This window comes from Mucilaginibacter sp. P4_A11 (genome assembly GCF_056402535.1).
Window position 1 is genome coordinate 261,350 of record NZ_JBFUHE010000003.1, and the last position, 25,555, is coordinate 286,904.

A 25,555-nucleotide genomic window follows, 5' to 3' on the forward strand; every position below is an offset into this window, starting at 1 on the left:
ATTTGCATTATGCTCTCAAATGGTAGCACAATGCTCGCATTTTTTGCACCGGTTTGTTAATCAAAATAAGTATGCCTAATTTGGTATAAATTATAAACGGCTATGAATAACAAAACCCTGTTATCTCCGCTAAGCCTCTCACACGGAAAAGAACTGAATACGCTGATTGAAAACCGCAAGGCTTACACCATGAACCATTGTGAGCTAAACGTTTTTGAAACCTTTCAGCGCAGCGAACTGGTGCCCTTAACTTTCAGCGACCTGGTAATTACCAGTATGCTGCGAGGTAAAAAGGTGATGCACCTGTTTGATAAACCCGGTTTTGATTACCTCCCCGGCGAAACAGTTATCGTTCCGCCAAACATCACCATGAAAATTGATTTCCCGGAGGCCACTATCAATCAGCCCTCGCAATGCACGGCCCTTGCCATTAACCACCAGGAAATTGCCGATACGCTTGATTTTTTAAACGAGAATTATCCGAGAGAAGATAAACGGATCTGGCAATTGAATTACAATCAGTTCCACTTTTTTAATAATTACGAACTTGCGCAGCTGATCAACAAACTTATCCGCATCAGTACCGGCGATGCGCTTACCAAAGATGTACTGGCCAACCTCACTTTAAAGGAATTGCTGATCCGTATTATGCAGATGCAAAACCTCAACGAGATCAGCGATAGCCTGCATGAGCTATCAAGCGGCAGCCGATTTGCCTACGTGCTGGAATATATAAGGGTGCATTTAAGTGATAAACTTAATATTGACGCCCTGAGCCAGATGGCTTTTATGAGCAAAGCCAGCTTTTTCCGGGCTTTCAGGCATGAGCTGGGGATTTCGCCGGTTGATTATATCATTAAAGAGCGCCTGCAATTGGCCAAGCAATTGATGAATAACCCACATAACAGCATTTCTGAAGCTTGTTTTAAAGCCGGGTTCAATAATCTCAATTACTTTAGCAGGGCATTTAAAAAGATAGAGGGCATCACACCAAGCTATTACAAAGCGAAGTCGCGCGGCGGGCAGTTGAATTAAATATAGCTGTCAATTTCATTTCAACCGTAAAGTGAAAATCTTACACGTTAGGCTTAGTATACTATATACACTATCCACACGTATAAGATCTCTTTTGCATCAGATACTCAATCTTTAATGCGATTATTAAAACAACAGAAGAAAGATATTTTAAGCTGATTTTCGGCTGTTATTGATCAATGCCGATTCATAAACCGCGCTGATGATTTCTTCGGCTGCAAAAGTGCCCAGAAAATCCCAATCGATATGGCTGTAGATAACCTGCTTTGATGGTTCAATAATGTATGTAGCCAATAACGGTGCATTTTCGTCAATGCCCGAAAACCTGTCCCAAACCGGGTAATCGTCAGAATATACCCTGAACCGCTGAGCTATTTCCTTATCAGTATCGTGGTAAAAATTAAGGGTGAGGCTTTGTTCCCAGGCCCATTTTTCAAGATCTTCAGTATGCTCATCACTAATGATAAGCAGGTTGCCACCGCTTGCCTTAACTTCATGCTGAAGGTTATTCAATTGTTTAAGCTGTGCCAAACCCTGCTGTCCCCAATGGCGCGAATAAAAAGAGATAACCAAAGGTTTGCTTAATAAATTCCTTTGCGAAATATGGCCGTGCGTTTCTGCACCATTGTAAAATTGCTGCCAGCGGCTATAATCGTTACTTAATTTAAACTCAGGAACGATATTGCCGGCCTTTACTGGATGTAATGATTTCAACTTACGAAAGTTCAGATCAGGCTCGGCAACAACTTCAAGCAGGTCAAAAAAAGGATATTTATTATTATTTGTGGTTTGCATTTCTAATTAATTTATGATGTTATGGATAATGTTTTTAGGTAATTGTTGTTGAAATTTTTGCCAATCAACAACAACGGCATAATCCATAAACTACCCTGTAACGCATGAGCAAACCCGGCGGGGCAACATTGCTTATTTGTTTATTACGGGATGTGTGCATAAATGTATCTTTAAAATGAGGTCAATAAATATTAAAGTGTAACAGCGGATACGGAGGGAAATATCAACAACAGCAACACATGGGCATATATACTTCCCTACTGCTTTGAGCTGGTGTATACTTGTTGCTAATGGTTGAACTGTTACTTGCCATATATTTTTGAATGCTACACGACAAATATACTATAATATCTATAAACTTAGTAGGATTTATTTAAAAAAACATTTTAACCTCTTTTATGGCAAAAGTTTCTGGCTATTGAGCGCCAAATAAAATGATTTATATCACGAATTACACGCCGGCAAAACAATAACTTTGTTTCAGGCGTTCCGTATAACCAATAAATTAACTATGCAAAACAGGCTAAAACCGCAACATATCATCTTATTTATTTTAAGCGTTTTAGCCCTATCCAGTTGTAATAATCCCATTAAAAAGCACAAGCTTTCCAAAACTGACTCCCTCAAAAAGAAAATGGTTAAGGAGTGGACCAAGACCATTCCGGGTAATTTCAGCAATCAAACCGAACTTGTATTTGACAGCACCCGTATTGCAGCATTCCTACAAAACCATCCGGCTTTGATTCCCTATGAGCAGGATCTCAAGAGCTTTTACCGCAAACGTAAATTCGCCTATGCATGGTATGAAAAAGGCATATTGATTGAACAGGCCGGGAACCTGAACGACAGGCTGATGAACCTGCAAAATGAGGGCATATATAAAGGTATCCCCTATCAAAAGGATTTAGACTCGTTGATATTTGATAGTCATTCAAAAACTAAGATCAAAAAACCTGATATCGGCACCGAATTAATGCTTACTGCCCAGTATTTCGCGTTTTCAAAACTGGCTTTCCGCGGAATGAGCGATTCGGTTAGTCGTGCGGTAAACTGGTTTCTGCCACGCAAAAAGATAGCTTATGACGATTACCTGGATACACTCCTAAAAAAACCATCGAAACAGGCATCTACTATAGGAGAGCCGGTGTATCGCCAATATGACCTGCTTAAAAATTTCCTCGCCAAATATCGCCAGCTCGATGCACATGAAAACTGGGAATCTATCAAACTCAACAAAAAACTGAAGCCCGGTGATTCATCAGTGATAATTGCCCAAATAAAAACCCGGTTATACAAACTGGAAGATTTTAAGGGAGATACATTAAACACACAGTTTGATGACGAGCTAAAAGCAGCCATAAGCCAATTCCAGCTCAGGCATGGCCTTACAGCCGATGGTTTACCCGGCCCGGGAACCATGTCCGAAATGAATGTACCGCTCAAATCGAGGATCAAGCAGATCATCGTGAATATGGAACGCTGCCGCTGGTTACCAGTAAGTTTAAATACTGATTATCTCGCCGTTAATATCCCTGAGTTTAAGCTGCACGTTTACCACGCCGACAGCTTATTATGGAGTTGCAATGTAGTAGTTGGGCAAAAAGTACATCAAACGGTTATATTTTACGGTGAAATGCAGTATGTTGTATTCAGTCCTTATTGGAACCTGCCCGAAAGCATCGTTCGCAACGAGGTATTGCCGGCTATGCGCAGCAACCGCAATTACCTTAATGAGCACAACATGGTGATAACCGGTCGTGAAAACGGTTTGCCGGTAATTCAGCAAAAACCGGGGTCGGCCAACTCATTAGGCCTGGTTAAATTCCTGTTCCCTAACAGCTACAGTATTTATTTGCATGATACGCCTTCACGCTCGTTATTCGGCGAATCGTCACGTGCATTTAGTCATGGCTGTATCCGGGTAGGCGAACCGGCTAAACTGGCTTCCTTTCTTTTAAAATACGATAGCACCTGGACAGCCCTGCGCATTAATAAAGCTATGCATCTTGGTAAAGAGCAACAGGTTACACTTAAACAAAAGATGCCTGTATTTATAGCCTATTTTACCGCCTTTACAGACAGGGATAACCTGCTCAATTTCCGCAAGGATATCTATGACCGTGATGATCAGCTTGCATCTATGATCATATCAGGCAGCGGGCAGTACTAAAAGCCCTTTTATCTCCCTTTTTTCTTCTTATGGCAGTTTAAAATACTGGTAAATAATAATTGTAAAATATTTTTTACGGGTTTGTAGGCAATCGCTAAAATTTAATTGTCCTCACTTTAAATCACCATAGTGCGCCCCTTCAAAGGATGCTTTTCCTTTAGCACGGTGATCCGTTAACCAAACTATATGACATTATTAATAAACCCAGGAAAACTGATGCCTATGTAAAAAAAGCTTACTCTCCCCGCTACAGGCAATAATTACCCGGAGGGGATTACTGCCCCGAAAAAGATTTTTGAATGTTTATAACTGCGCAGTGCTTCCAGGGCGCTTCGCTATTAACTCCCTTTAAATTCAATAAAATATGAAATTTTTCAAACACCCGGTGGGTGTACACAGGCCATGGGTATCAAAATCCCTCAACCTGTGTAAATTTGCCATTGCAGGTATGGTGCTCCTGAACATTCAGGCTTCGGCTGCTGAAGCGCCAAAAGCAAAAACCAATTCAAACTTTAATTTTAACTTAAACTTCGCAAAACTTACCGGTAAGGTAGTTGACGAAAAAGGCGAGCCTCTTGTAGGTGTAAGCATTAGGATCAAAGGCACCACCACAGGTACCCAAAGTGATGCTAACGGTAACTTTACACTTGATGTGCAGCCCAACACGGTGTTAATTGTAAGCTACATTGGCTATGGCACCAAAGAAGTTGCGGCAGGAGGTAAATCAACAATAACTATTACCTTAAACTCTAATACAAACCTGAATGAGGTTGTAGTAACGGCCTTAGGTATTAAAAAAGAATCGAAAAAGTTAGGATACGCCGTATCAACCGTTAAAGGTGACCTGCTTGATAAAGCAAAAGAATCAAACGTTGCCTATTCATTAGAAGGCCGCGTTGCCGGTTTAAGTATCAGTGGTGTAAACGGTGGTCCAGGTTCATCTGCAAGGATCCTATTACGTGGTGTAACCAGCGGCTCGGCAGGTTCACCATTATTTGTTATCAATGGTGTACCAATGGATAACTCATCACGCGGTACATCAGGCGAATGGGGTGGTGCGGATTATGGTGATGGTATTTCCAATATTAACCCCGACGACGTTGAAACTATCACTGTACTGAAAGGTCAGTCGGCATCAGCATTATACGGTGCAAGGGCATCAAATGGTGTAATTTTAATTACAACCAAAACCGGCAAGAAAAATTCAGGCTTTGGTGTTGAATTTAATTCTAACTACCAGGCCGACAAACCTGTTAATAACGAGGATTTCCAAACAGTTTACGGACAGGGCGAGCATGGTGTACGACCGTCTAATGTGGCAAGTGCTATATCAACCGGTAACTTAGGCTGGGGCGAAAAACTTGACGGTAAGCAAACAATCCAGTTTGACGGTAAAATGTATCCGTATTCAAACAAAAACAACTACCTCGATTTTTATCGTACGGGCAATACGTTCACTAACACTGTATCGTTTGATGGAGGTAATGAAACTGGTGCATTCAGGTTATCGCTTTCTAATGCTCACGCAAACTCTATTATTCCGAATAGTGATTTAAACAGGAAAACTTTCAATTTAAATGTTAATCAAAACGTTACTGACAAATTAAACGTTTCTGTTGTAGCCAATTATCTTATTGAAGATTCCAAAAACAGACCAAGTTTAAGTGACGGCCCGGGTAACCCGAACAACGTATTGTTTCTGGCTGCCAATGAAGATCAGGCTGCATTAAGCCCTGGCACAACAGCTACTGGTGCTGAACAACAATGGAACAATGACATTTACGTTACTAACCCATATTTTGCTGCAAATAACTTCATTAATAATACAGGTAGGAAGCGTTTGATTTCATCAATCACTGCCCGTTACGACTTCACAAAATGGATCTATTTACAAGCTCGTATAGGTTATGATAACATTAATGACAGTCGCTTTAAAGTAACTCCTACCGGTACTGCTTACTCAAGCAATGCTGCAGGCGGTTTGGATGAACAATCAACAGCACAGCAATATGAAATAAACTATGACGCTTTGTTAGGTGTAAAACACGATATCATCAAAGATTTCTTATCATTCGATGCTTCGGCTGGTGCTAACCAACGCAGAAACAGCTACACTTACACAAGCTTAAGCGGTGGGCCGTTCATCTTGCCTTATTTTTATAGCTATTCAAACCTGCAAACCAAAAATGCGGCAAACTATCAGTTCAATCAGTCACGAGTTAACTCAGCTTATTATACTGTTGACTTGTCACTTAAAAACTACCTGATATTGAGTACCACTGGTCGTTACGATACCTACTCAACACTATATCCAGTTGTCGTAAAAGGTAACGGAAACATCTTTACCCCATCGGTAGCCGGTAGCTTTATATTCTCGGAGTTTACACACTGGCCAGCGCTTGACTTTGGTAAATTACGCGTTTCATATGCTAAAACCAGCACCGAGCCTGGTGTTTATATAACTCAGCAATACTACAATATCAATAACCCTGTTAATGGATCTGTTACAGGTAGTTTCCCGCTCGATTTACCCAACTACTTCCTGAAGCCTTATACGCTTACAGAAACTGAAGTTGGTACTGAGCTGAAATTCCTAAACGGCCGTGCCGGACTTGATGTGGCTTACTTCCAACGTAAAACAAAGGATGAGATTCTGAAAGGTTCACTTGATATTTCTTCAGGTTATAATAACCACTATATCGCTACACAATCAATTCAGAACAAAGGTATCGAAGCTGAATTAAAAGGCATACCGATCCAAACACCATCTTTCTCTTGGTCAACCTCATTAAATTTCACTTATGTAAAAAATAAGGTTTTGAAAACTGATGAGCTTAACACTACCCAGGGTTTAGGTACTTACAGACCATTAAATGCTAATCTTGCACTTGTAGTAGGCTTACCAGGCCCTCAGGTTATGGCAAGCGATTACAAACGTAACGCTTCGGGTCAGATCATTTTTGACTCAAACGGCCTTCCTGAGTCAGACGGTGTGCGAACTCCTCATGGTACTACTGTGCCAAAGATCTATGGTGGTTTTAACAATGATTTCAACTACAAACATATTTCGTTATCGTTCCTGATTGATTACAGGTTTGGCAATAAAATCTTATCAGCAACCAACTATTACAGTACCTACAGAGGTTTAAATAAATCAACCTTGCCTGGTCGTGAAGGTGGTGTTGTAGGCGACGGTGTAACCGAAGATGGTCAGAAAAACACCAAAGCGGTTGAGGCTGAAGTTTACTACCAGGCCCTGGCACAAAGAGTTTCAGCGATTAACGTGCTTAATGGCAGCTTTATTAAGTTACGCCAGGTTACTGCAGGTTATACCTTTACAAAAGGCTTCCTTACCGGCACACCGTTTAATGGCGTAACGGTATCATTAGTTGGCCGTAACCTTTGGACAATCAAGAAATATGCCACCAACATCGATCCTGAGTCGGGCTTTGCAAACAGCATCAATTACGCAGGTATCGAAGGTACGAGCTTACCAAGCACACGTACCTATGGTATAAATGTTAACTTTAAACTTAAAAAATAACAGAGAGATGAAAAAACGACTCATATATAGCGGCCTTTGTTTAGCCGCGGCTCTTGTTTCGGGTTGTACAAAAGATTTCACCAAGATAAATACCGACCCAAATAAAACTTCGGCTGCCGTATTTAATCCTAACTTTCTTTTGGCCCAGGCCCAGATCCAGTACTCGCAAACCGGATATGATCAGTTGCTTTATCAAAGCATGTGGTCACAATCGTTGGCTTCAACTTACGATTATTATGGCAACGGTGACAAATACATCTATAAGGGTTCATTTAATGACTACAAAGCAAGGGTTTACAATAGCGGTTACAATGCCGAAACCCTTGTACAGGAAATGAAGAACCTTACAGATGGTAAAGCCGAATATGCCAATTTGAATAAAATTGCCACCATTATGAAAGTGTTCATTTTACAGCGTGTAACGGATGCTTATGGTGATATTCCTTATTCTGAAGCAGGTATGGCCAAGCAAGGGATCTTTACACCTAAATTTGACAAACAGCAGGATGTTTACAATTCCATGCTTGCGGATCTTGATGGTGCTACTGCCGGTCTTGATGCTTCAAAAGACAAACCAAGCTCTGATCTTTTCTATAGCGGTGATATAACCAAATGGAAAAGGTTAGGTTATTCATTGATGGTAAGGGTTGCTATGCGTTTAACTAAGGCTGATGCTGCTACCGCTAAAAAATATGTGGAAAAAGCATATGCCGCCGGTACAATGACCAGCATTGATGACAACGCAAAAGTAAAAACCGATAATGCTAACGGTAATGCAAACAGTACAATAAATGCCCTAACCGTTCCTGATGATTTCAGGGAAGTACGCTGGTCAAAAACCCTGATCGACTATATGCAAACCACTGCCGATCCAAGGATCTCGGCTATTGCTGAGATTGCATCCGGAACTGGTAAAGCAGCAAACTCTGATGAAACAAAGGCAGGTAATAACGATGCGGCAGTTCAACACGGTATGCCAAATGGTTATGACCTTAATGGCGGTGCAACTGATATCAGCAAAGCACCTGGTTATCCGGGCACTTCACCTGCTGATCCTGCCGTTACGAATGATGCTCCGGCTCCTGTTGGTAAATATTCACGTCCAAGGTTGCAAGTTTATTATACTTCAGGTAGTGGCATTTCGCCTGTTGATAAAAGTGGTATCAATATGCTTTTAACTTATGGCGAAACCGAGTTGTTATTAGCTGAAGCTGCTACAAAAGGCTGGGCCACAGGCGCTGCTGCTACGCACTATTCAAACGCACTTATAGCTAACCAGCTTGAACTTGCTCAGTTTAATGCTGCTGCTACAATCAGCACCGCAACAGCAACAGCTTATGCAAACGCGCACCCACTGGTACCAGGTACAGCATTGCAGCAAATCAATATGGAATATTATGTTGAAACATCATCAACCTTTATCCATAATGAAACATGGGCAAACTGGAGAAGAACAGGTATCCCGGTTCTTACGCCGGTTAAGTACGTTGGTCAGTTCACTGACGGTTCTATTCCGCGTCGCATTATATATCCGCTTACCCTGATAACTACCAACGGTGCAAACTACAAAGCCGCTGTTAATAACCTTTCAGGAGGAGATACTTTCACCGCAAGAGTTTGGTGGGATAAATAATACCCCTATTATAGATTCTGTTAAAAACAAGGCTATGGCTTCATAGCCTTGTTTTTTAATTTTACAACCAAAAGGATTAACAATCCGGTAGCAATTACCAATACAAATCATTAATTTTAAGTCCCCTGCAACCCGGAATAATAAAAATCTGTTGATAATGTGTTGTTCTTCTCCCCTCTTTAATTTAACTATTAAAAGCCCAAAAACTTTACGCGTTATTTTTGCACTAAGCCTTTTCGCTTTTAAGGCAAATGCCCAGCAACCGCTGTTCAAGCTGCTCACGCCCGAAGAAACCAGCATTAAATTTCGAAATGACCTGGTGGAGGACGAAAAGCTTAACGTACTCTCTTACGAGTACCTGTATAATGGCGGCGGTGTTGCGGTTGGCGACATCAATAACGACGGTCTCGAAGATCTTTTTTTTACCAGTAACCTTGGTCAAAACAAACTATACCTCAACTTAGGCAACCTTAAGTTCAAAGACATTACCCGGCAAGCCGGCGACGGACTGGCGGGCAGACCCGGCGACTGGAAAACAGGCGTTACCATGGCCGATGTCAACGGCGACGGCCTGTTAGATATTTATGTATGTTACTCAGGACTGGGCGATAACGCCAAACGCCGCAACCAGCTCTTCATTAATAAAGGCAACAACAAATTTGTTGAAATGGCCAAACAGTACGGTCTCGATGATCCGGGTTATAGTACCCAGGCGGTATTTTTTGATTATAATAATGATGGCAAGCTGGATATGTTCCTGCTTAACCATAACGTAAAAAAAATCAGCAACCTTGAATTGGCGCAGGCCAAATCCCAAACCGATGAGCTGGCGAGCAATAAGCTTTTTGAAAATCAGGGCGGCCATTTTGTAGATGTATCCCAAAAAGCAGGTATCATTCAAAATCCACTCACCTTTGGTCTTGGGGTTGCCATTGCTGATATCAACAAAGATGGTTTACAGGATATTTATGTAACCAACGACTATAACGAACCTGACTACCTCTATATAAACAACGGCAACGGCACATTTACCGAAGAAAGTAAAAAGTGCTTCAAACATCTCTCCCAGTTTTCCATGGGCGTTGATATTGCCGACATCAATAACGACGGCCTGCCCGACATGATGACGCTTGATATGCTGCCGCCAGATAACCGCCGTCAAAAGCTGTTACAACTACAGGAAAACTATGAATCATTTGAGCTGATGCTGAACCAAAACCTGTACAAACAATATATGCGCAACATGCTGCAGGTTAATAATGGCGATGGCACTTTTAGCGAAATTGGCCAGCTGGCAGGCGTTTCTAATTCCGACTGGAGCTGGTGCCCCCTCATTGCCGATTTTGACAACGACGGTTACAAAGATATTTTTATCTCCAACGGCTATTTCCGCGATTATACCAATAAGGACTTTTTACGCTACTGGGGCGATTACAAGCTCAAAAAAGCAATAGACCATGAACCATTCCTGCTGATGGACCTGGTTAAGGCAATGCCCTCCACTACCCTTTCAAATTATATTTTTCAAAATAATCATAACCTCACCTTTACCGATAAAAAACAAGACTGGGGGATAACCAAGGGCGGTATTTCCAGCGGCTCGGTTTACGCCGACCTTGATAATGACGGTGATCTTGACCTGGTTACCAACAATATCAACAGCGAGGCTTCCATATTACAAAACATGACCATGGAAACTGGCAAAAAGAACTACCTGGCCATAAACCTTAAACAACCAGAAGGGAATACCAATGCAATAGGCTCAAAAGTGTTTGTGTACAACGGTAAACAGGTACAATACCAGGAGGTTAACCCTAACAGGGGATATCTTTCATGCGTATCAACCGTTTTGAATTTCGGTTTAGGAGATCAACAGCATGTCGATTCTGTAAGGATCATCTGGCCCGATCAAACATCACAGTTGCTTACGGGTGTAAAAGCTAATCAACGCTTAAACATTACCTATAAAACAGGTAATCCTGCATTTAAAACCGATGGAAAAAAAACTGCAAAGTCAATCTTCAACTTAGCTAAACCCGCTATTGATTATACCCATACCGAAAATAATATCAATGATTTTAAGCGCCAGCCATTGATGCTGTTCATGAGCTCAAAAACAGGGCCGGTGATAGTTAAAGCTGATGTAAATAAGGATGGCCTTGAAGACCTTTTTATTGCAGGTGATCAGAATACCCCCGGCAAGATCTTTATCCAAAAAGCAGGCGGTACTTATACAGTTCAGGAAATATCTGATATGACCCCGGGAAGCACATCAGCGGCAGCTTTTTTTGATGCCAATGGTGATGGTTTCCCTGATCTGTACATTGCAAAAGGTGGTTATTCCCTTTTAGAGCCGGGCACCAACGAGCTACAAGATAAACTATACCTGAACGATGGCAAAGGTAATTTCAGTTTTTCAAGCACCTCCCTCCCGGTATTAACCGGCAGCAGCAAATCATGTGTGCGCCCCTGTGATTATAATGAAGATGGCAAAATAGACTTGTTTATAGGCTCAAACATTACGCCGGGCTATTATCCATCGGCACCCAAAAGCTACCTCCTTACTAACGCGGGCGGAGGTCATTTTGAAATTACCGATGCCCCATTTAGTAATATCGGAATGGTTAAAGATGCACAATGGGTTGATTTAAATAGCGATGGCCGCAAGGACCTGGTGATATGTGGCGAGTTTATGCCTATCACCGTATTTACCAATACCAAAACCGGTTTTATTGATGAAACAGCTAAATACTTTGAGCGCCCTGTAAGCGGTTTCTGGAACACAATGACCGTTACAGATGTGGATGGCGATGGCAAGCCCGATATTATTGCTGGTAACCTTGGCGAAAACACACAAATCCACGCCAGCCAAACCGAGCCGGCCGAAATGTATTTTGCAGATTTCGACAACAACGGCTCAATCGATCCGTTCTTTAATTTTTATATACAGGGTGTGAGCTATCCCTTTGTAAGCCGCGATGAGCTTAACGACCAGATCTACCCGATGCGTAAACGGTTTGCCTCATATAAAGCTTACTGCGATGCTACCATGAAGGATATTTTAACACCTGAAGAACTTGCAAAAGCAACTAAGCTCATTGCCAACGAAGTGGAAACATGCCTTTTCCTAAACAGGGGTGGCAAGTTTGTGAAAGGTCAATTGCCTTTGCAAGCCCAATACTCCTCGGTATCCGAGATCCTAAGCGGCGATTTTAACCACGACGGCAAAACAGATCTCCTGTTGTTAGGCAATCATTCAGATAATCGTCTAAAATTGGGCAGCTTTGATGCAAACTACGGCTGCCTGCTTACCGGTGACGGTAAAGGTAATTTCACGTATCAAACTCAGCCCCTGGCCGGACTATCGGTAAATGGTGATGTAAAATCGGCCACAGAGGTAAAAATAAACGGTGCTAATTATGTGCTGATGGGTGTATCTGACCAGCCATTGCAGTTTTATAAATATTAAGTTGCAAACCATGTATCAATAAGACCGTCATTGCAAGGAACGAAGCAATCCCAAACTATACAGGGCGAACCTGCAAATCGGGGATTGCTTCGTTCCTCGCAATGACGATTTTCTTATCTTATATGACTTTCAGAAAGAGATTAAAAAAACATGATTAAACGAATATCCATATTATTTTTGGCGCTGATAAGCACAACAGCCTATGCGCAAAAGAGTAAAAAGCCCATCCTTCCGTACCTGCACATTGATAAGGCTGTAAACGCTATTTCAGCGGTTATGATCCATGATGTGGTAAACCCGCCCGCTGCTTCGCGCTACTATGCTTACGTAACCATGGGGGCTTATAATTTGGTTAGCCTTAACAATAAACAGATAGTACCGGTTAACAATTTCATCAAAAGTTACGCACAGGATAACCAGATCAGTATCCCGGCCGATAAGTATGATTATCGTATAGCCGCCATGTACTGCATACTGGAAACCGGCAAACAGATGCTGCCATCGGGCTTTATGCTGCAGGAGGATGAAGATAAGTACGTAGCCCTTCTTAAAGAAAACAACATCAGCGATGAGGTGATTAAGCAATCAATAGCAGCCGCGACTGAAATGACTGCAAAAGTTATTAAATATTCCAAATCAGACAACTACAACAAACTAAGCGGCAAACTTCGGTATTCGCCTATAAAAGGTGGTAAAAACTGGTTCCCTACCCCGCCAATGTATATGGAGGCGGTTGAACCTAACTGGAAAACCATCAGGCCTATGTTTATCGATTCGTCCGACCAGTTTGTGCCCGTAAGACCAGCTGCCTTCAGTAATGATAGCACGAGTGAGTTTTATAAAGAAGCCTATGCGGTATATAAGGTATCCAAAAACATGTCGGCCGAGCAGAACATGATCGCCAATTTTTGGGATTGTAACCCTTTTGCGGTTACCACGTCAGGTCACATGATGATCGGTTTTAAAAAGATCAGTCCGGGAGGGCACTGGATGAATATTGTTGGCATAGCTGTAAAAAAAGCCCGACTAAGTTTTGATAAGTCGATACAAGTAGCAACGTTGGTGGCCATGACCGAGATGGACGCTTTTATCAGTTGCTGGGACGAGAAATACCGCAGTAATGGTATCCGTCCCGAAACTTACATCAACAAATACATCGACATTAAATGGGCGCCTATGCTGCAAACCCCGCCTTTTCCGGAGTATCCGAGCGGTCATGCTGTGCTTTCAAACTCGTCGGCAGGTGTGTTGAGTTATTTATTAGGAGATAATTTCGCTTACACCGACGATTCGGAGCTTCCCTACGGCGTTGGCCCGCGTGATTTCAAATCATTCTGGCAGGCCGCTGAAGAAGCCTCTTTGTCCCGCTTTTATGGCGGTATCCATTTTAAAGATGCCATTGTTAACGGAAACCAGCAGGGCCGGGATGTTGCGGCAGCCGTTGTAAAAAAATTAAAAGCAGCCGGAGTAAACCATTTGGGTAATTAGAACGTAGTTAAAAGCAAACAGCTTTTAATTATGCGATTCAGGGGGACGGTTTTATTATTACCTTTCATTATTACCGGGCTCCTGGGTCTTAACTCATTCACCGTAAAAACAAAATCCGCTTCCATTGTAACAGATGAGGAAGGCCGCGCGTTGTTTTTGCAGCATTGTACAATTTGTCATTTAGCACCAGACCCGGCAGGCCTGACCAAAGAGATCTGGACGCGACACGTATTGCCAATTATGGCAGCCCGCATGGGGATCATTTATCCAAGTTACGATCCGCTCAGAGGGTTATCCGACGAGGAGCGCGCCATTGTTAAAAAACATAATATCATCCCCGAAGAACCAGTTTGTACAGCTGCAGATTGGGCTAAGATCAGGGACTATATCATCAGCAATGCGCCGGATAGTGTTAGCCTTGATGAAAAACGCCTCACCCGCAACAACTCTCTTACGCAGTTTGTAAGGCAGGATGTACAGGTTGATGATCAAACACCATCACTCATTACAGGCTTGGAGTATAACACTAATACGCAAACCTTGTGGATTGGAAATTTTTACAACCGGGTTTTAAACTGGCAATACGGTAAGGGAGTAACTAAAACTATAAAAAGTGAAAGCCCTGTTGTTGATTTTAATTTTTATAAAAACAACACCTACTTTACCCAGATAGGCAAACTATATCCTACCGAACTCAGTACAGGCTCATACGCGCAGCTGGCAGATACCGGAGCTGTTCCCTTGCTAACTCAACTGCACCGCCCTGTTTCCACCGAAATAAACGATCTGAACAACGATGGCACACCTGAAATTGTAGTATGCAACTTCGGCAACAAAACAGGTGGATTATCGCTGTTTAAAAAGAACAAAGCCGGTAAATATGTTGAAGATGTGCTGCTGCCCCTACCCGGCGCTATCAAGTGCTATATAAAAGACATGGACGGCGACGGCAAAAAAGATATTGTGGCCATGTTTTCGCAGGGGGATGAAAGTGTTTATATTTTCTACCAGAAGGATAACCTCAATTTTAAAGCTAAACGCGTATTACGTTTTCCGCCCGATTATGGCACTACCGATATGGTTTTGGTTGATTACAATAACGATGGACTTACAGATATTGTGACTGTACATGGTGACAATGCCGATTACTCCAATATCCTGAAAGCATTCCATGGTATCAGGCTGCATATAAACCAGGGAGCCGATGTTTTTAAGGAAAAGTTCTTCTATCCAATATATGGCGTAACCCGGGTTTTGGCCGAAGATTTTGATAAGGATGGCGATATCGACTTCGTAGCAACTTCCTTTTTTCCGGAGTTTGGCAAACTGGTTGATGAATCATTTATTTACCTCGAAAACACGAACAAAGATCAGTTCACTTTCAAATCATATATTCAAAAAAGCGGGGTACCGATCAAAACCCTCACCCTCGAAAAAGCTGATATTGATGGCGACGGCGATATGGATATCATTACCGGTAACTTTGCCCAAAGTCCAGGACCTGCCCCTGCAGCGCTTGATGCAAAGTGGAAATCGGCCAAGTATGGATTGAGTGTATTTTACAATCAGTTATACCAGCCAAAGAAGTAATAAAGCAACGCTTTTAGTTATAAAGCGGGGTTCCGTTAAGTTCAATACAGTAATCGGTTATCCAGGCACCAGCAGCGTCAACATATAATATATTCGGTTTATTGCTTTTATTGATAGTCCCATTATCTATCCATGAGTTAAGTTTAGATGGCAGATATTTGTTGCCAGACTGGGCCAGATCAATTATACTTTGATTCTTTTTTACAACGTTGGTCAGCAGCATTATCCCGTTTACAACAGGGCTTACCTTTTCATCCTCAAAATCATTACAGATCAGCGCTGCCTCATCACTGCTTTGGGTTAACTGCCAGTCCAACCGTACCAGGTCGTTTTTATTGGTGCCTTCCTTCATCGATGTAAAAAACGACTCTTCCCTTGCCAGCAGTTTATTTATCTGATTGGTAGCCGCATACGCGCGACGGAAATTCAGGAAAGTTTTAGCCTTATCGGCCATTGAATTGGAGTCGATCAGTTTCTCGCGGTTGGCATATTGTTCAAAAGTGATGATCACTTTACCAGCGAGGTCATTCAGTTTGATATCGCCTATATTTTTTGATTGGTTATTATAGATCTTATCCTTTCCAAGTACGCTGAAAATGGTATCGGCCACATGATCTGCCGAAGCTTCCTTCGGGCAAAAATGGCTGAATGTTATTATTATAAATTCTTTTTTATGCCGGTTAAGGAACGTTTTAACTGAATCAAGAATATCCTTAAACTGTTCGCCATATCCCCCGCCCATGGCTTCGGCCATACAATCGGACGAGCTATGTTTAGTATATATAGAATTTTTAAACACCCCTACGCGCAAATCAAACATCCTGATGCCTGTGTTTAGCTGTTTCCCAATATTTAGTTTCTGGGTAAGCGTATTACATGGATTAATGGAACTTCCGTGAATACCTCCAGTGCCATTCAAGGCCGACATGCCAGCATCATGCGCGCCCGGAATAACAATATCCTTTAACGTAAGGTTGCCCTTTGCCGGGAACAAGGTATCCTCCATCCAGCTTGCCGGATTATAGTTAGTAAAATAACTTAGGTAAAGCTTTTGATCTTCACCCACAAAAGCCATAATAAACTTTTTAGAATCAACATTACATATCGATACCGGGTAAGGGGTTTTAAAATAATCGGGCACCTTATAGCCATTTATCGGCCTATTCTGTTCATGTTCTGAAGCGTAATAAATGAAATTATCTTTTTTATACCCCTTCCACATATAAAACAAGCGTGTAGTATTAAAGGCATGATAAACTGCCGGAGCCACCTTTGTTTTTGATTTTTCTACAGATGTTCTTTTAGTCCAGGATTTATCAGCGGGATTATAATCGGCGTAAAACATGCCATCATCATTGGTGTAGCAGATACGGGCACGGTTATCAGAGAGCGTTACTATAAAAGGGTAGTCGGTACTGCGTTTGTCGGCTATGGTTTCCAAAACAGCAGGTTTAAATACGCCGTTTTCGTCAGCATCAAGCAGGCCAACCACCATGTCGTTTTTATTATCAGCATGCGATGCGATCATGACCTTGCCGCTGACCACCGTAGCCGTAATACCGAGCTTTAATTTCGGCGCACCGCTAAAACTCACTGTATTGATGGCTTGTGTATTAAAAGTAGTATCGCTGTCATTAATGATATATCTCAAAGAACCATCGGTACCAAGCCAAAAGGCATAGATATGTTTTTCAGTTACCCTGAGCACGGGAGCATAAGCACTAACTTCTGTACCCGCTGTGGCATCATGCTGCGAAAATTGAGTGGCATATTGTTTACCAAGATAACATACATGGATAAGACCGGTAGCTCCAGCCTCTTTCCATGTAACAAAGTACCGGCCCTTAAAGTTGGTGATATCAATTGCTCTATCTGTGCTGGCAGCGGGCAAAAAGTTTAAAGGAACACTAAGACTCAAATTTTGGGCCTTTAATGTCAATATATTTAAGAGCATCAATATACAGGCAGGTAAAAAAACAGTCCTGAAAGATTTCATAAAGCAAAGGTTTAAGATAAGGGATAGAACAGGATTTTTACTTAGTATGAAAAAATCAACTCTGATTATTAACTAATTAGGTGAATTTATGATATTTTTATATAAAAACTGACCTATGACAAAAATCCTTATCATTTTTCTCTGCGTTTTCATGTTTACGCAAGCCACTAGGGCCCAGGATGCCAACTATTGGTCATCAAGCTATAACCCGGCAGGCTTCTTAACACCCGGCGCAGTAATAGCCTTTAACCGCGACAGCGGGGTAATGTTCCTGAACCCAGCATTACTGGCTTACAGTACAAAAAGCACGGCATCTATCAATGCATCTATTTATCAATATGGGCGTATCAATATCAAAAATGGTGCAGGTACCGGGCTCAATCTTAAATCAACATCAACAAGCATCATCCCCCAAATGATCTCGGCCACGATATCATTAAAAGGTAAACACCCTTTTACTATTGGATATGCGCTAACCCACAACCCGGTAATGAACTACCGGGTTAACCAACAGCGCGATGCTACGTTCAATGTGCTTGATGATTCCTACAGCCCCGGCAACGAATATTTTTTGGGTCAGTACAAAAACGTAAACAGTATCAATGAAACCGCGGGTATTATCAGCGGCGGCTTTAAGGCGTCCGACCATTTTGCTATCGGAATCAGTGCTGAGGGACAGATCCGCAAGCAGGATTATGATTATGATGTAAGTTCAAGGGCATTATATAACACCACTGGTTTCGAACTTCCGCCGTTTTCAAATGTGCAGGAGTCTTATACTGCAGGTTACTACAATGTGGGGATCAGGTTTAAAAGTGGATTTGCCTACGATAACGAAAGGCATCATTTGGGCCTAACCTTATCGTCACCATTATTACACGTGGCAGGCAGCGGAAACATATTAAGCGATTACCAAACCAGTGATTTAATAATGCCCCAGGAAAAAGACACCGTAAATTTACTGGCTAATTCAAGACAGCGCAGCCTCAAAGTTAACTACAAAACGCCTTTTAGCGCTGCCTTAGGCTACGCCTATGATTACAAAGGCGGTCAGTTTTATGTTGTTGCTGAATACTTTGCCAAAGTGGGCGAGTACAACATTATAACACCCAAAAGTCAAAGCTTTATAAAAGGCGTTGATAGTGGTGATGATCTTTTTACGTCCGAGTTTTTAAAATTTAAAGATGTCCGTAAGTCGGTAACTAACTTTGGTATAGGTGCAAGCTATCTACTAAAGCCCGATTTGATGGGATACCTATCGTTTCACACCGATTTTAATAATATCAGCAAAGCCCTCTATAGTATAGATGATTCGGGGTACCGGTCAAACACTGGTAACTACAATATTTATCATTGCCAGATAGGCACTAATGTAAAGAAACGCAAGTTTAACCTGCGCACAGGCCTCCTGCTATCATACGGTACAACTAACAAGTATTTGCAAAACGTAAACTTCGACAACCCCAATGAAGCTAATTATTTAAGCGGTGATCCCGGATATACCAAAGCCTCGCAATTTTCTGTTGGGTTAATGCTGTCATACATTCATAACCTGTAGGTAATTATTCCGATTCGAGTAGGCGCTCAAAACGTTTATCGGGGATAAACCAGCTCCCTGCTACAAGCACGTAAATTACAACGCTGATAGTAGGGTTTAACCAGGTAAATAAAATAGCGACTGCGTATAAGCCAACAGAAATTTTCCCCTTAAAATCATTTCCGAAGGCCTTGGCTATCATTGAGTCTTCGCCATGATGTTTGATAAGGGTAAGCGCTAAAATACGGTAGGCTGTCCCGTTCATGATCAACACTATCCCATAAAAAAAGACCGGCCATTGGGTTAAGTGGTTCTCCCCCATCCAACTGGTTACAAAGGGTATCAGCGACAGCCAAAACAACAGGTGCAAATTAGCCCACAATATTTTACCATTTACCGACCGCACGGCCTGCATAGTATGATGATGATTGTTCCAGTAAATACCCACGTAAACAAAGCTTAGCAGATAGCTTAAAAAAACAGGGATAAGCGGCTTTAAATCTTCCAGCCTTTCACCGTGGGGAACCTTTAACTCTAACACCATAATGGTAATAATGATGGCTATTACACCATCACTAAATGCTTCTAATCTGCCTTTACCTAATGCCATGGGCTAAATATAGCATTATTTGGCAAAAGCCTTATAACGCTGCATAGCTTCAACAAAGTAGTAATCGGCATAGGTTAACGGAACATCAATTTCGGTACCTGCCGGGAAATGGCCTACGCTATGTTTCAGTATAAAACCGCCATTGGTGTTCAGATCAGCTTTATATGCCGGTGCCGATAAGTTTTTAATGATAGTTTGGGCAACATTAAAATACTCCTGACCATCTTTTTTATCAACGTAACGGCAAAGCTCCAATAAAGCCGAGGCCATAACCGATGCAGCAGAAGCATCACGCAATGCGTTAGGGATATTTGTTGCATTATAATCCCAATAAGGAATTTTGTCGGCAGGAAGGTTTGGATTGGTCAGTATAAAATGAGCAATATTTTTTGCCTCCTCCAGGTATTTTTTGTCTTTGGTTTCGCGATACATTACCGTGTAGCCATATAAGCCCCATGATTGTCCCCTTGCCCATGCCGACTCGTTAGCGAAGCCCTGCGCCGTTTTCTTTTCTTTTACTGCACCCGTGTTTGCGTCGTAATTGATTACGTGGTATGAGCTAAAATCAGGGCGAAAGTGGTTTTTCATAGTGGTATTAGCATGAGTAACCGCTATTTTATAAAAGCTGGAATCGCCGGTTGCCTTTGTGGCATAAAACAACAGTTCCAGATTCATCATATTATCAATGATCACCAGGAAATCATCGGCCTTTGAATTCCATGAACGGATACAGCCAACAGTAGGGTTAAACCTGGTTGAAAGTGATTTGGCACTATTAATCAGAATTTCTTTGTATTCGGGTTTGGGTTCGAGATGGTTTGCTGTTCCAAAACTGCAATACATCATAAAACCAAGATCATGTGTACCTTTGTTATATTGTTCTTTTTCAAGTCCTTTTAAATTATTATTAGCATCGCTAAGCAATGCTGCATCTTTAGTTTGCTGATATATTTTCAATAATGTACCTGAGTAAAAACCACTGCACCACCAGCTGCTGTTACTTGTTTCAAACTTATCTTTATCAGGGTGGTAGGTTTTAGGGAACTGCTCCGGCCCAAATTGTTTGGCCATATACTTGTATTGTACATCGGCATCAGCAAAGTTTTTTTTGATCGTCGCCAATACATCCTTTTGGGGTTTGAAACTATTTTGAGAAAATGACTGGAGACTCAACGCTAATAAACATGCAGTAATTGTTGATTTGTACAGGTGTTTAAATTTCATAGAATGTATATAACTGGTTAATTGCTTATGCAGGGCACATTTTATTTATAAAAGTGCAGGTTTTACACGCACAAAAACAAGCACCAGGCACGCATTTGGTTATATTTTTCTACTACATCGATGTAGTGAGGATGGTTTTTCGTTTGCACCTCATCATTAATCGTCATTGCGAGGTACAAAGTAATCCCAAGCTATACAGGGCAAACTTGTATAGCCGCTCTGCTTATCGGGGATTGCTTCGTACCTCGCAATCAAGGGAGAATAATTATCCCCCTACTTCATCACAAAACCCATAATCATTGTTTCCATTAAAGCCGGCTGCCGGTAAAAAATGATATGATCAGAATTGGGGATGATGGCCAGTTGTGCCGATGGCAGCAGTTTATAAATGCTTACAAAACTTTCAATAGGGTTATATTGGTCACGGTCGCCGGCAGTAACAAGCACCGGGCATTTGATACTTTTTATTTGTTCAGGAGGTATTGTAGTTTGATTGATCCAGGCATGTTTAAGCAAATCGACAAACTCTCCCCAGCGTTCGGGCTCGGGCATCAGTTTTTTTCGCTCGCGTACAAAATCAGGTGCATCACGCTCAAGCGATGCGCCGGATAAGCGTTTCAACTCATCCATTTCGCCAGGGCGGTAGCTTGCCGCTGAAACATTGCCGCCGGCAAACACCAGCTTCTTCACCAAATCGGGATGGCGAATGGTGAGGTCAAGGGCTATTACCGCCCCGTCACTGAAACCGATGAGAGTAACACTGTCTTTTGTAACATGCCTGATCACCGCATAAGCATCATCCGACATCAGCTCATAAGTATAGGGCTGATGCCCTATCTCCGATTTGGTATGCCCCCGGGTAGCTATGGCTATCACCATAAAGTTTTTGCTCAACACCGGGATCAGGTTTTCATATTCCGAGATCTCGCCATAGAGTCCGCCATGCAACAATACCAATGGCTTACCTGTTCCGTAAGTTTCATAATAAATGCGGGTACCATCCTTTACTTTCAAGTAATTCCCTGCAGCGGGGTTATTGCCGTAAGGGATATTTTGTGCTTTAACAATTGCAGGTATAAAAAATAGCAGCATTAATAAGATCTCTTTCATAACAGTATTTAATTGAAAGCTTTTACAACAAGGTTTTTATACGCGCCTGTTGGGCAGTTGCCATGCCAGTAACCTACCGCACCGCTTTTTAATGATGGATCAAGCGCAGTATACACCATGGCCGGTTTTGCGGCATTATCTACATAAACCTCCATTTTACTGCCCTGTACCACTACCTTAATATGGAACCACTTATTTAGCGGAACTATAGCCTTAGCCTGGTACTTTGTTGCCTCGTAATCCCACCAGTTAAATTCGGTTTTCTTTTCGGGCATATACTGGATGGCGTTGATAGTGCCCGATGATCCCGGCCTGAAATAAACCGTTTCATAATGATGGGCATCCCGGATATGAAAAGCCAAGCCTACAAAACCGCCCTTGGGATTGGTGCAGGCCACATCCATTTCAATAATACCGTCTTTAAAATTTAAACCGGGTTTGTAGGCTAAACTGGCCGATTTGTAGTTTTGAATTTTCCGCCTGATGAGCAGCGCTTTTTGCCCATCAAAAGTACCCAGTTCATAATCAAGCGTATCGTTTTTAGGGATGATCCATTGTTTGGGGTTTACTACCGAAAGGTTATGCACCTGGTATTTTTGCTGTGCCTGCGTTTTCACAGCCGCAAACAGTACTAACATTAAGATTATTTTTTTCATGATGATCGATTTATAATTATTGGGTGATAACAAGGTTTGCAAAATCACCGGGCAGTCCGGACGACCAGAGGCCGATGAGCCCACCCTGCCGGTTGTTCAGTTTTTTTACGGTAAGCGATGGTTTGTCTGAATGGTCAACGTATACAACAATATCATCGGCATTAACCACAATGCGTGCATGGAACCAGGCTGTAGCCAGCGGGGAAGGGCTCACCTCGTTTTCATAAACTAAGGGATGTTCTTTCCGGAGCTTATCCCAGGGAAAATCCGGAGCAGTCATGTATTGTACCGAATGTTTGCGTCGCAGGGTATCGGTTGACTGAAAATTAAAAGGGCGGAAATAAATAACATCATTGGTTGTGGTATCAACTCCATGAAAGGCTATGCCTAAAAAACTCTGCTGAAAAACATCCTTCCCGCGCAGGTCTATATCAATAGTGCCTGTTTTAAAGTTTACATCTTTAAGCCATACGATATAATCCAAAGTAAGGCCTTGCTTACTGCCATCGGTAAGTTCTGTAACGGTTTGGCGGGTGTAGGGCCTGATCAGTTTATTTTCCTTGAGCAGGCGGTTAATATCATAGGTAACTTTTTTCTGCTGACTGTAACAAAAATTGCTGCCAAGCGTCATGCTTAGTATGGCAATCAATAAAATCTTGTTGTTCATGGTTTTTGGTTTTAACTTTAATCAAAACTTGCAAATTGCCTTTACAATAAAGCGTGTGCGGCGTTTCAAGTTAAGTTCAAGTTTGTTCAAAGCATTTTAGGGATTTTTAAACCACATTATTACCTGTAGATCAATGGAAAAGGAAAAACAATTGCTTTTGCTATGCCGGCAGCTTATTGAGCAAATGTTAAACTGGGGCGATAGCAGTATTTGGGGCAATGATGACTTTGAGCAGCTAAGCCAGCAAATTTTTGATAAAACACGGGTGCAGCTCAGTGTATCAACCCTGAAAAGGATTTGGGGCAAAGTACGCTACGAAAGTTTCCCTAACGCGGCAACGTTAAACGCCCTTGCAAGTTTCCTTGACTACAGCAGCTGGCGCGATTTCAGGCAGCATCACCAGGTTAACGGCGTGGTTGAACAACCCGTTGAAAGCATTGACCTGAATCCCCCACCGGTGATCCCACACCCAAAACCCCGCTTACGGTATGTGTGGTTAGGCAGTGCTGCACTACTGGTGCTTGGCGCTTTGTTTTTTATGAGCAGCAAACGCAATAAACCCGTTGATCCGGCTTCCATAAAATTCAGCTACAAAAAGGTTTCGGATGATTTGCCCAACTCCGTGGTGTTTAATTACGATGTTTCGGCATTTCAATCCGACAGTGTTTTTATCCAGCAGTCGTGGGATCCCAGTCGCCGGGAGCAGGTGCCAGGAGATGGCAAACAGTTTACCTCAATTTATTACGATCCGGGCTATTTTATTGCTAAGCTCATTGTAGATAAACATGTAAAAAAAACGACATCGGTGTTTATCAAAACCAAAGGCTGGAAAGGCATCCTTGACCATCAGCCCATACCTGTTTATCTTTCGTCCGAAGAAATTAAAGGGCAGGGCTTTATGGGGATCACTGCTGATTTAATGCAACAAAAGCTGGGGACACCTGTTTTTAACAATACCTGGGTAAAGTTTGCCAACATCCGCGAATTTCCGGGCATCAATGCCGATAACTTTACTCTGGATTGCACTTTGCGCAACACCTCCACGCCCGGTCAATCGGCCTGTGCCAAAGCCGATCTTACCATTTTGGGCAATGGCACTGCCATTGTAATCCCCATAGTAAACAAAGGGTGCATAGCCGATATGGGTATTTTAACCGGCGAAGAATGGGTTGGCGGTAAAGATCATGATCTGAGCGCCTTTGGTACAGACATGTCGCAGTTTCAAAACCTGAGGTGCAGCGTTAAAGATCATTTCCTGAGGATCTATCTCAACAACAAGCAAATTTTTGAATTTAAACAAGCCCATACCATGGGCCGCATTGTAGGCATCCGGTTTGAGTTTGAAGGGCCAGGGCAGGTTAAAAGCTATAAACTGGAAACACCGGGAGGGGGTGTTTATGAGGAGCAGTTTTAAAAAACGGACAAGTTCAAGCGTTCCACTGTTAGTATTACATGATGGGCTTAAAAGACTTAAAAAATCGTCATTGCGAGGCACGAAGCAATCTCCGATTAGCAGGTCCGCCCTGTATAGTTTGGGATTGCTTCGTGCCTCGCAATGACTCCGTTTTAAGAACCCTAATTTACCGAATTATCTTCCACTTTAACATCATATCCCTGTACCAGCAAATCGCTCACACTTGTAGTAAAAGGTTTAATAAAATGCTCAATTTTTGCATATGCCTCTCTTACTTCAGCATCATTTTGCGGATCAAAAACAAGCTGATCCAAACTACTGATCACTTTATTATCGCCATGATGTACATCCGCAATTAAAAATATGCCTTTGGCATCACTTTTATGATCGGGGTGATTAGGCTCTGTTTGGGCATTGATGGAAAATACCAGTCCATAATCATCATCGGAGATATTTTTTAAAACAGAGATCTCCAGTACGAGACAAAACGCGCCGTTATCGCTGTAACATTGCTGAGTGTACTGGCATTTGATCAGGTCCTGAAAATTATTTTCGGCCTTTAGCCTTATTTGCTCGTATAAATCAAAAACTGCTTCAAATAAATCCATAATGAGGTG

17 protein-coding genes are annotated in these 25,555 nt (G+C 42.1%); 9 read left to right on the plus strand and 8 right to left on the minus strand.

From position 1 onward, the window contains the following. The first annotated feature begins 102 nt into the window (after positions 1 to 102). Complete coding sequence (locus AC1DUD_RS08080) at positions 103 to 1,035, plus strand: AraC family transcriptional regulator (protein ID WP_477373401.1); 933 nt, start codon at positions 103 to 105, stop codon at positions 1,033 to 1,035. Positions 1,036 to 1,185: 150 nt separating this feature from the next. Here the strand turns inward: AC1DUD_RS08080 and AC1DUD_RS08085 are convergent, their stop codons facing one another. Further along, positions 1,186 to 1,830 carry a redoxin domain-containing protein gene (locus tag AC1DUD_RS08085; protein WP_477373403.1) on the minus strand — a complete coding sequence of 215 codons (645 nt, stop codon included), beginning with the start codon at positions 1,828 to 1,830 and terminating at the stop codon, positions 1,186 to 1,188. A 511-nt stretch (positions 1,831 to 2,341) separates the two neighbouring features. On the opposite strand from AC1DUD_RS08085, the gene AC1DUD_RS08090 reads away from it, so the two are divergent. The 6 genes from AC1DUD_RS08090 (at position 2,342) to AC1DUD_RS08115 (ending at position 15,724) form a co-directional block, all read left to right on the plus strand. After that, positions 2,342 to 4,000, plus strand: a complete 1,659-nt coding sequence (locus AC1DUD_RS08090; protein ID WP_477373405.1) for a L,D-transpeptidase family protein — start codon at positions 2,342 to 2,344, stop codon at positions 3,998 to 4,000. A 364-nt stretch (positions 4,001 to 4,364) separates the two neighbouring features. Further along, complete coding sequence (locus AC1DUD_RS08095) at positions 4,365 to 7,544, plus strand: SusC/RagA family TonB-linked outer membrane protein (RefSeq protein WP_477373407.1); 3,180 nt, start codon at positions 4,365 to 4,367, stop codon at positions 7,542 to 7,544. A 7-nt stretch (positions 7,545 to 7,551) separates the two neighbouring features. Continuing rightward, positions 7,552 to 9,177: a SusD/RagB family nutrient-binding outer membrane lipoprotein gene (locus AC1DUD_RS08100; protein ID WP_477373409.1), complete on the plus strand. Its 1,626-nt coding sequence runs from the start codon at positions 7,552 to 7,554 to the stop codon at positions 9,175 to 9,177. A 157-nt stretch (positions 9,178 to 9,334) separates the two neighbouring features. After that, on the plus strand, positions 9,335 to 12,646 hold the full coding sequence (locus AC1DUD_RS08105) for a VCBS repeat-containing protein (protein ID WP_477373411.1): 3,312 nt from the start codon (positions 9,335 to 9,337) through the stop codon (positions 12,644 to 12,646). A 150-nt stretch (positions 12,647 to 12,796) separates the two neighbouring features. Next, a complete protein-coding gene (locus AC1DUD_RS08110; RefSeq protein ID WP_477373413.1) occupies positions 12,797 to 14,134 on the plus strand; it encodes a vanadium-dependent haloperoxidase in 1,338 nt (445 codons plus the stop codon). 30 nt (positions 14,135 to 14,164) lie between these two features. After that, positions 14,165 to 15,724 carry an FG-GAP repeat domain-containing protein gene (locus AC1DUD_RS08115; RefSeq protein ID WP_477373415.1) on the plus strand — a complete coding sequence of 520 codons (1,560 nt, stop codon included), beginning with the start codon at positions 14,165 to 14,167 and terminating at the stop codon, positions 15,722 to 15,724. A gap of 13 nt (positions 15,725 to 15,737) precedes the next feature. Here the strand turns inward: AC1DUD_RS08115 and AC1DUD_RS08120 are convergent, their stop codons facing one another. After that, positions 15,738 to 17,720: a PI-PLC domain-containing protein gene (locus AC1DUD_RS08120; protein WP_477373417.1), complete on the minus strand. Its 1,983-nt coding sequence runs from the start codon at positions 17,718 to 17,720 to the stop codon at positions 15,738 to 15,740. A gap of 115 nt (positions 17,721 to 17,835) precedes the next feature. On the opposite strand from AC1DUD_RS08120, the gene AC1DUD_RS08125 reads away from it, so the two are divergent. Next, complete coding sequence (locus AC1DUD_RS08125; protein WP_477373419.1) at positions 17,836 to 19,278, plus strand: hypothetical protein; 1,443 nt, start codon at positions 17,836 to 17,838, stop codon at positions 19,276 to 19,278. 4 nt (positions 19,279 to 19,282) lie between these two features. Here the strand turns inward: AC1DUD_RS08125 and AC1DUD_RS08130 are convergent, their stop codons facing one another. From AC1DUD_RS08130 to AC1DUD_RS08150, 5 genes are all read right to left on the minus strand, one after another. Further along, a complete protein-coding gene (locus AC1DUD_RS08130) occupies positions 19,283 to 19,867 on the minus strand; it encodes a TMEM175 family protein (protein ID WP_477373421.1) in 585 nt (194 codons plus the stop codon). A 15-nt stretch (positions 19,868 to 19,882) separates the two neighbouring features. Continuing rightward, positions 19,883 to 21,091, minus strand: coding sequence for a glycoside hydrolase family 88 protein (locus AC1DUD_RS08135; protein WP_477373423.1), 1,209 nt, complete (start codon positions 21,089 to 21,091; stop codon positions 19,883 to 19,885). 273 nt (positions 21,092 to 21,364) lie between these two features. Next, positions 21,365 to 22,201 (minus strand): alpha/beta fold hydrolase, encoded by an 837-nt coding sequence (locus AC1DUD_RS08140; RefSeq protein WP_477373425.1) that lies wholly within the window; start codon positions 22,199 to 22,201, stop codon positions 21,365 to 21,367. Between the two features lie 8 nt (positions 22,202 to 22,209). Further along, entirely contained in the window at positions 22,210 to 22,857 is a 648-nt protein-coding gene (locus AC1DUD_RS08145) for a LamG-like jellyroll fold domain-containing protein (protein ID WP_477373427.1), read from the minus strand. Positions 22,858 to 22,873: 16 nt separating this feature from the next. Then, complete coding sequence (locus AC1DUD_RS08150; protein WP_477373429.1) at positions 22,874 to 23,524, minus strand: hypothetical protein; 651 nt, start codon at positions 23,522 to 23,524, stop codon at positions 22,874 to 22,876. Between the two features lie 133 nt (positions 23,525 to 23,657). Here AC1DUD_RS08150 and AC1DUD_RS08155 point away from each other — a divergent pair, with 133 nt between their 5' ends. Continuing rightward, positions 23,658 to 24,938 (plus strand): hypothetical protein, encoded by a 1,281-nt coding sequence (locus tag AC1DUD_RS08155; RefSeq protein WP_477373431.1) that lies wholly within the window; start codon positions 23,658 to 23,660, stop codon positions 24,936 to 24,938. 161 nt (positions 24,939 to 25,099) lie between these two features. On the opposite strand, the gene AC1DUD_RS08160 is transcribed toward AC1DUD_RS08155, so the two are convergent. Next, positions 25,100 to 25,546 carry a hypothetical protein gene (locus AC1DUD_RS08160; protein ID WP_477373433.1) on the minus strand — a complete coding sequence of 149 codons (447 nt, stop codon included), beginning with the start codon at positions 25,544 to 25,546 and terminating at the stop codon, positions 25,100 to 25,102. Positions 25,547 to 25,555: the final 9 nt, after the last annotated feature.

What these genes read in the sequence shown, in the direction of transcription:
- AC1DUD_RS08080 (WP_477373401.1), top strand. Translation starts at nt 103, where the DNA reads ATGAATAACAAAACCCTGTTATCTCCGCTAAGCCTCTCACACGGAAAA.
- AC1DUD_RS08085 (WP_477373403.1), bottom strand. Translation starts at nt 1,830, where the DNA reads ATGCAAACCACAAATAATAATAAATATCCTTTTTTTGACCTGCTTGAA.
- AC1DUD_RS08090 (WP_477373405.1), top strand. Translation starts at nt 2,342, where the DNA reads ATGCAAAACAGGCTAAAACCGCAACATATCATCTTATTTATTTTAAGC.
- AC1DUD_RS08095 (WP_477373407.1), top strand. Translation starts at nt 4,365, where the DNA reads ATGAAATTTTTCAAACACCCGGTGGGTGTACACAGGCCATGGGTATCA.
- AC1DUD_RS08100 (WP_477373409.1), top strand. Translation starts at nt 7,552, where the DNA reads ATGAAAAAACGACTCATATATAGCGGCCTTTGTTTAGCCGCGGCTCTT.
- AC1DUD_RS08105 (WP_477373411.1), top strand. Translation starts at nt 9,335, where the DNA reads ATGTGTTGTTCTTCTCCCCTCTTTAATTTAACTATTAAAAGCCCAAAA.
- AC1DUD_RS08110 (WP_477373413.1), top strand. Translation starts at nt 12,797, where the DNA reads ATGATTAAACGAATATCCATATTATTTTTGGCGCTGATAAGCACAACA.
- AC1DUD_RS08115 (WP_477373415.1), top strand. Translation starts at nt 14,165, where the DNA reads ATGCGATTCAGGGGGACGGTTTTATTATTACCTTTCATTATTACCGGG.
- AC1DUD_RS08120 (WP_477373417.1), bottom strand. Translation starts at nt 17,720, where the DNA reads ATGAAATCTTTCAGGACTGTTTTTTTACCTGCCTGTATATTGATGCTC.
- AC1DUD_RS08125 (WP_477373419.1), top strand. Translation starts at nt 17,836, where the DNA reads ATGACAAAAATCCTTATCATTTTTCTCTGCGTTTTCATGTTTACGCAA.
- AC1DUD_RS08130 (WP_477373421.1), bottom strand. Translation starts at nt 19,867, where the DNA reads ATGGCATTAGGTAAAGGCAGATTAGAAGCATTTAGTGATGGTGTAATA.
- AC1DUD_RS08135 (WP_477373423.1), bottom strand. Translation starts at nt 21,091, where the DNA reads ATGAAATTTAAACACCTGTACAAATCAACAATTACTGCATGTTTATTA.
- AC1DUD_RS08140 (WP_477373425.1), bottom strand. Translation starts at nt 22,201, where the DNA reads ATGAAAGAGATCTTATTAATGCTGCTATTTTTTATACCTGCAATTGTT.
- AC1DUD_RS08145 (WP_477373427.1), bottom strand. Translation starts at nt 22,857, where the DNA reads ATGAAAAAAATAATCTTAATGTTAGTACTGTTTGCGGCTGTGAAAACG.
- AC1DUD_RS08150 (WP_477373429.1), bottom strand. Translation starts at nt 23,524, where the DNA reads ATGAACAACAAGATTTTATTGATTGCCATACTAAGCATGACGCTTGGC.
- AC1DUD_RS08155 (WP_477373431.1), top strand. Translation starts at nt 23,658, where the DNA reads ATGGAAAAGGAAAAACAATTGCTTTTGCTATGCCGGCAGCTTATTGAG.
- AC1DUD_RS08160 (WP_477373433.1), bottom strand. Translation starts at nt 25,546, where the DNA reads ATGGATTTATTTGAAGCAGTTTTTGATTTATACGAGCAAATAAGGCTA.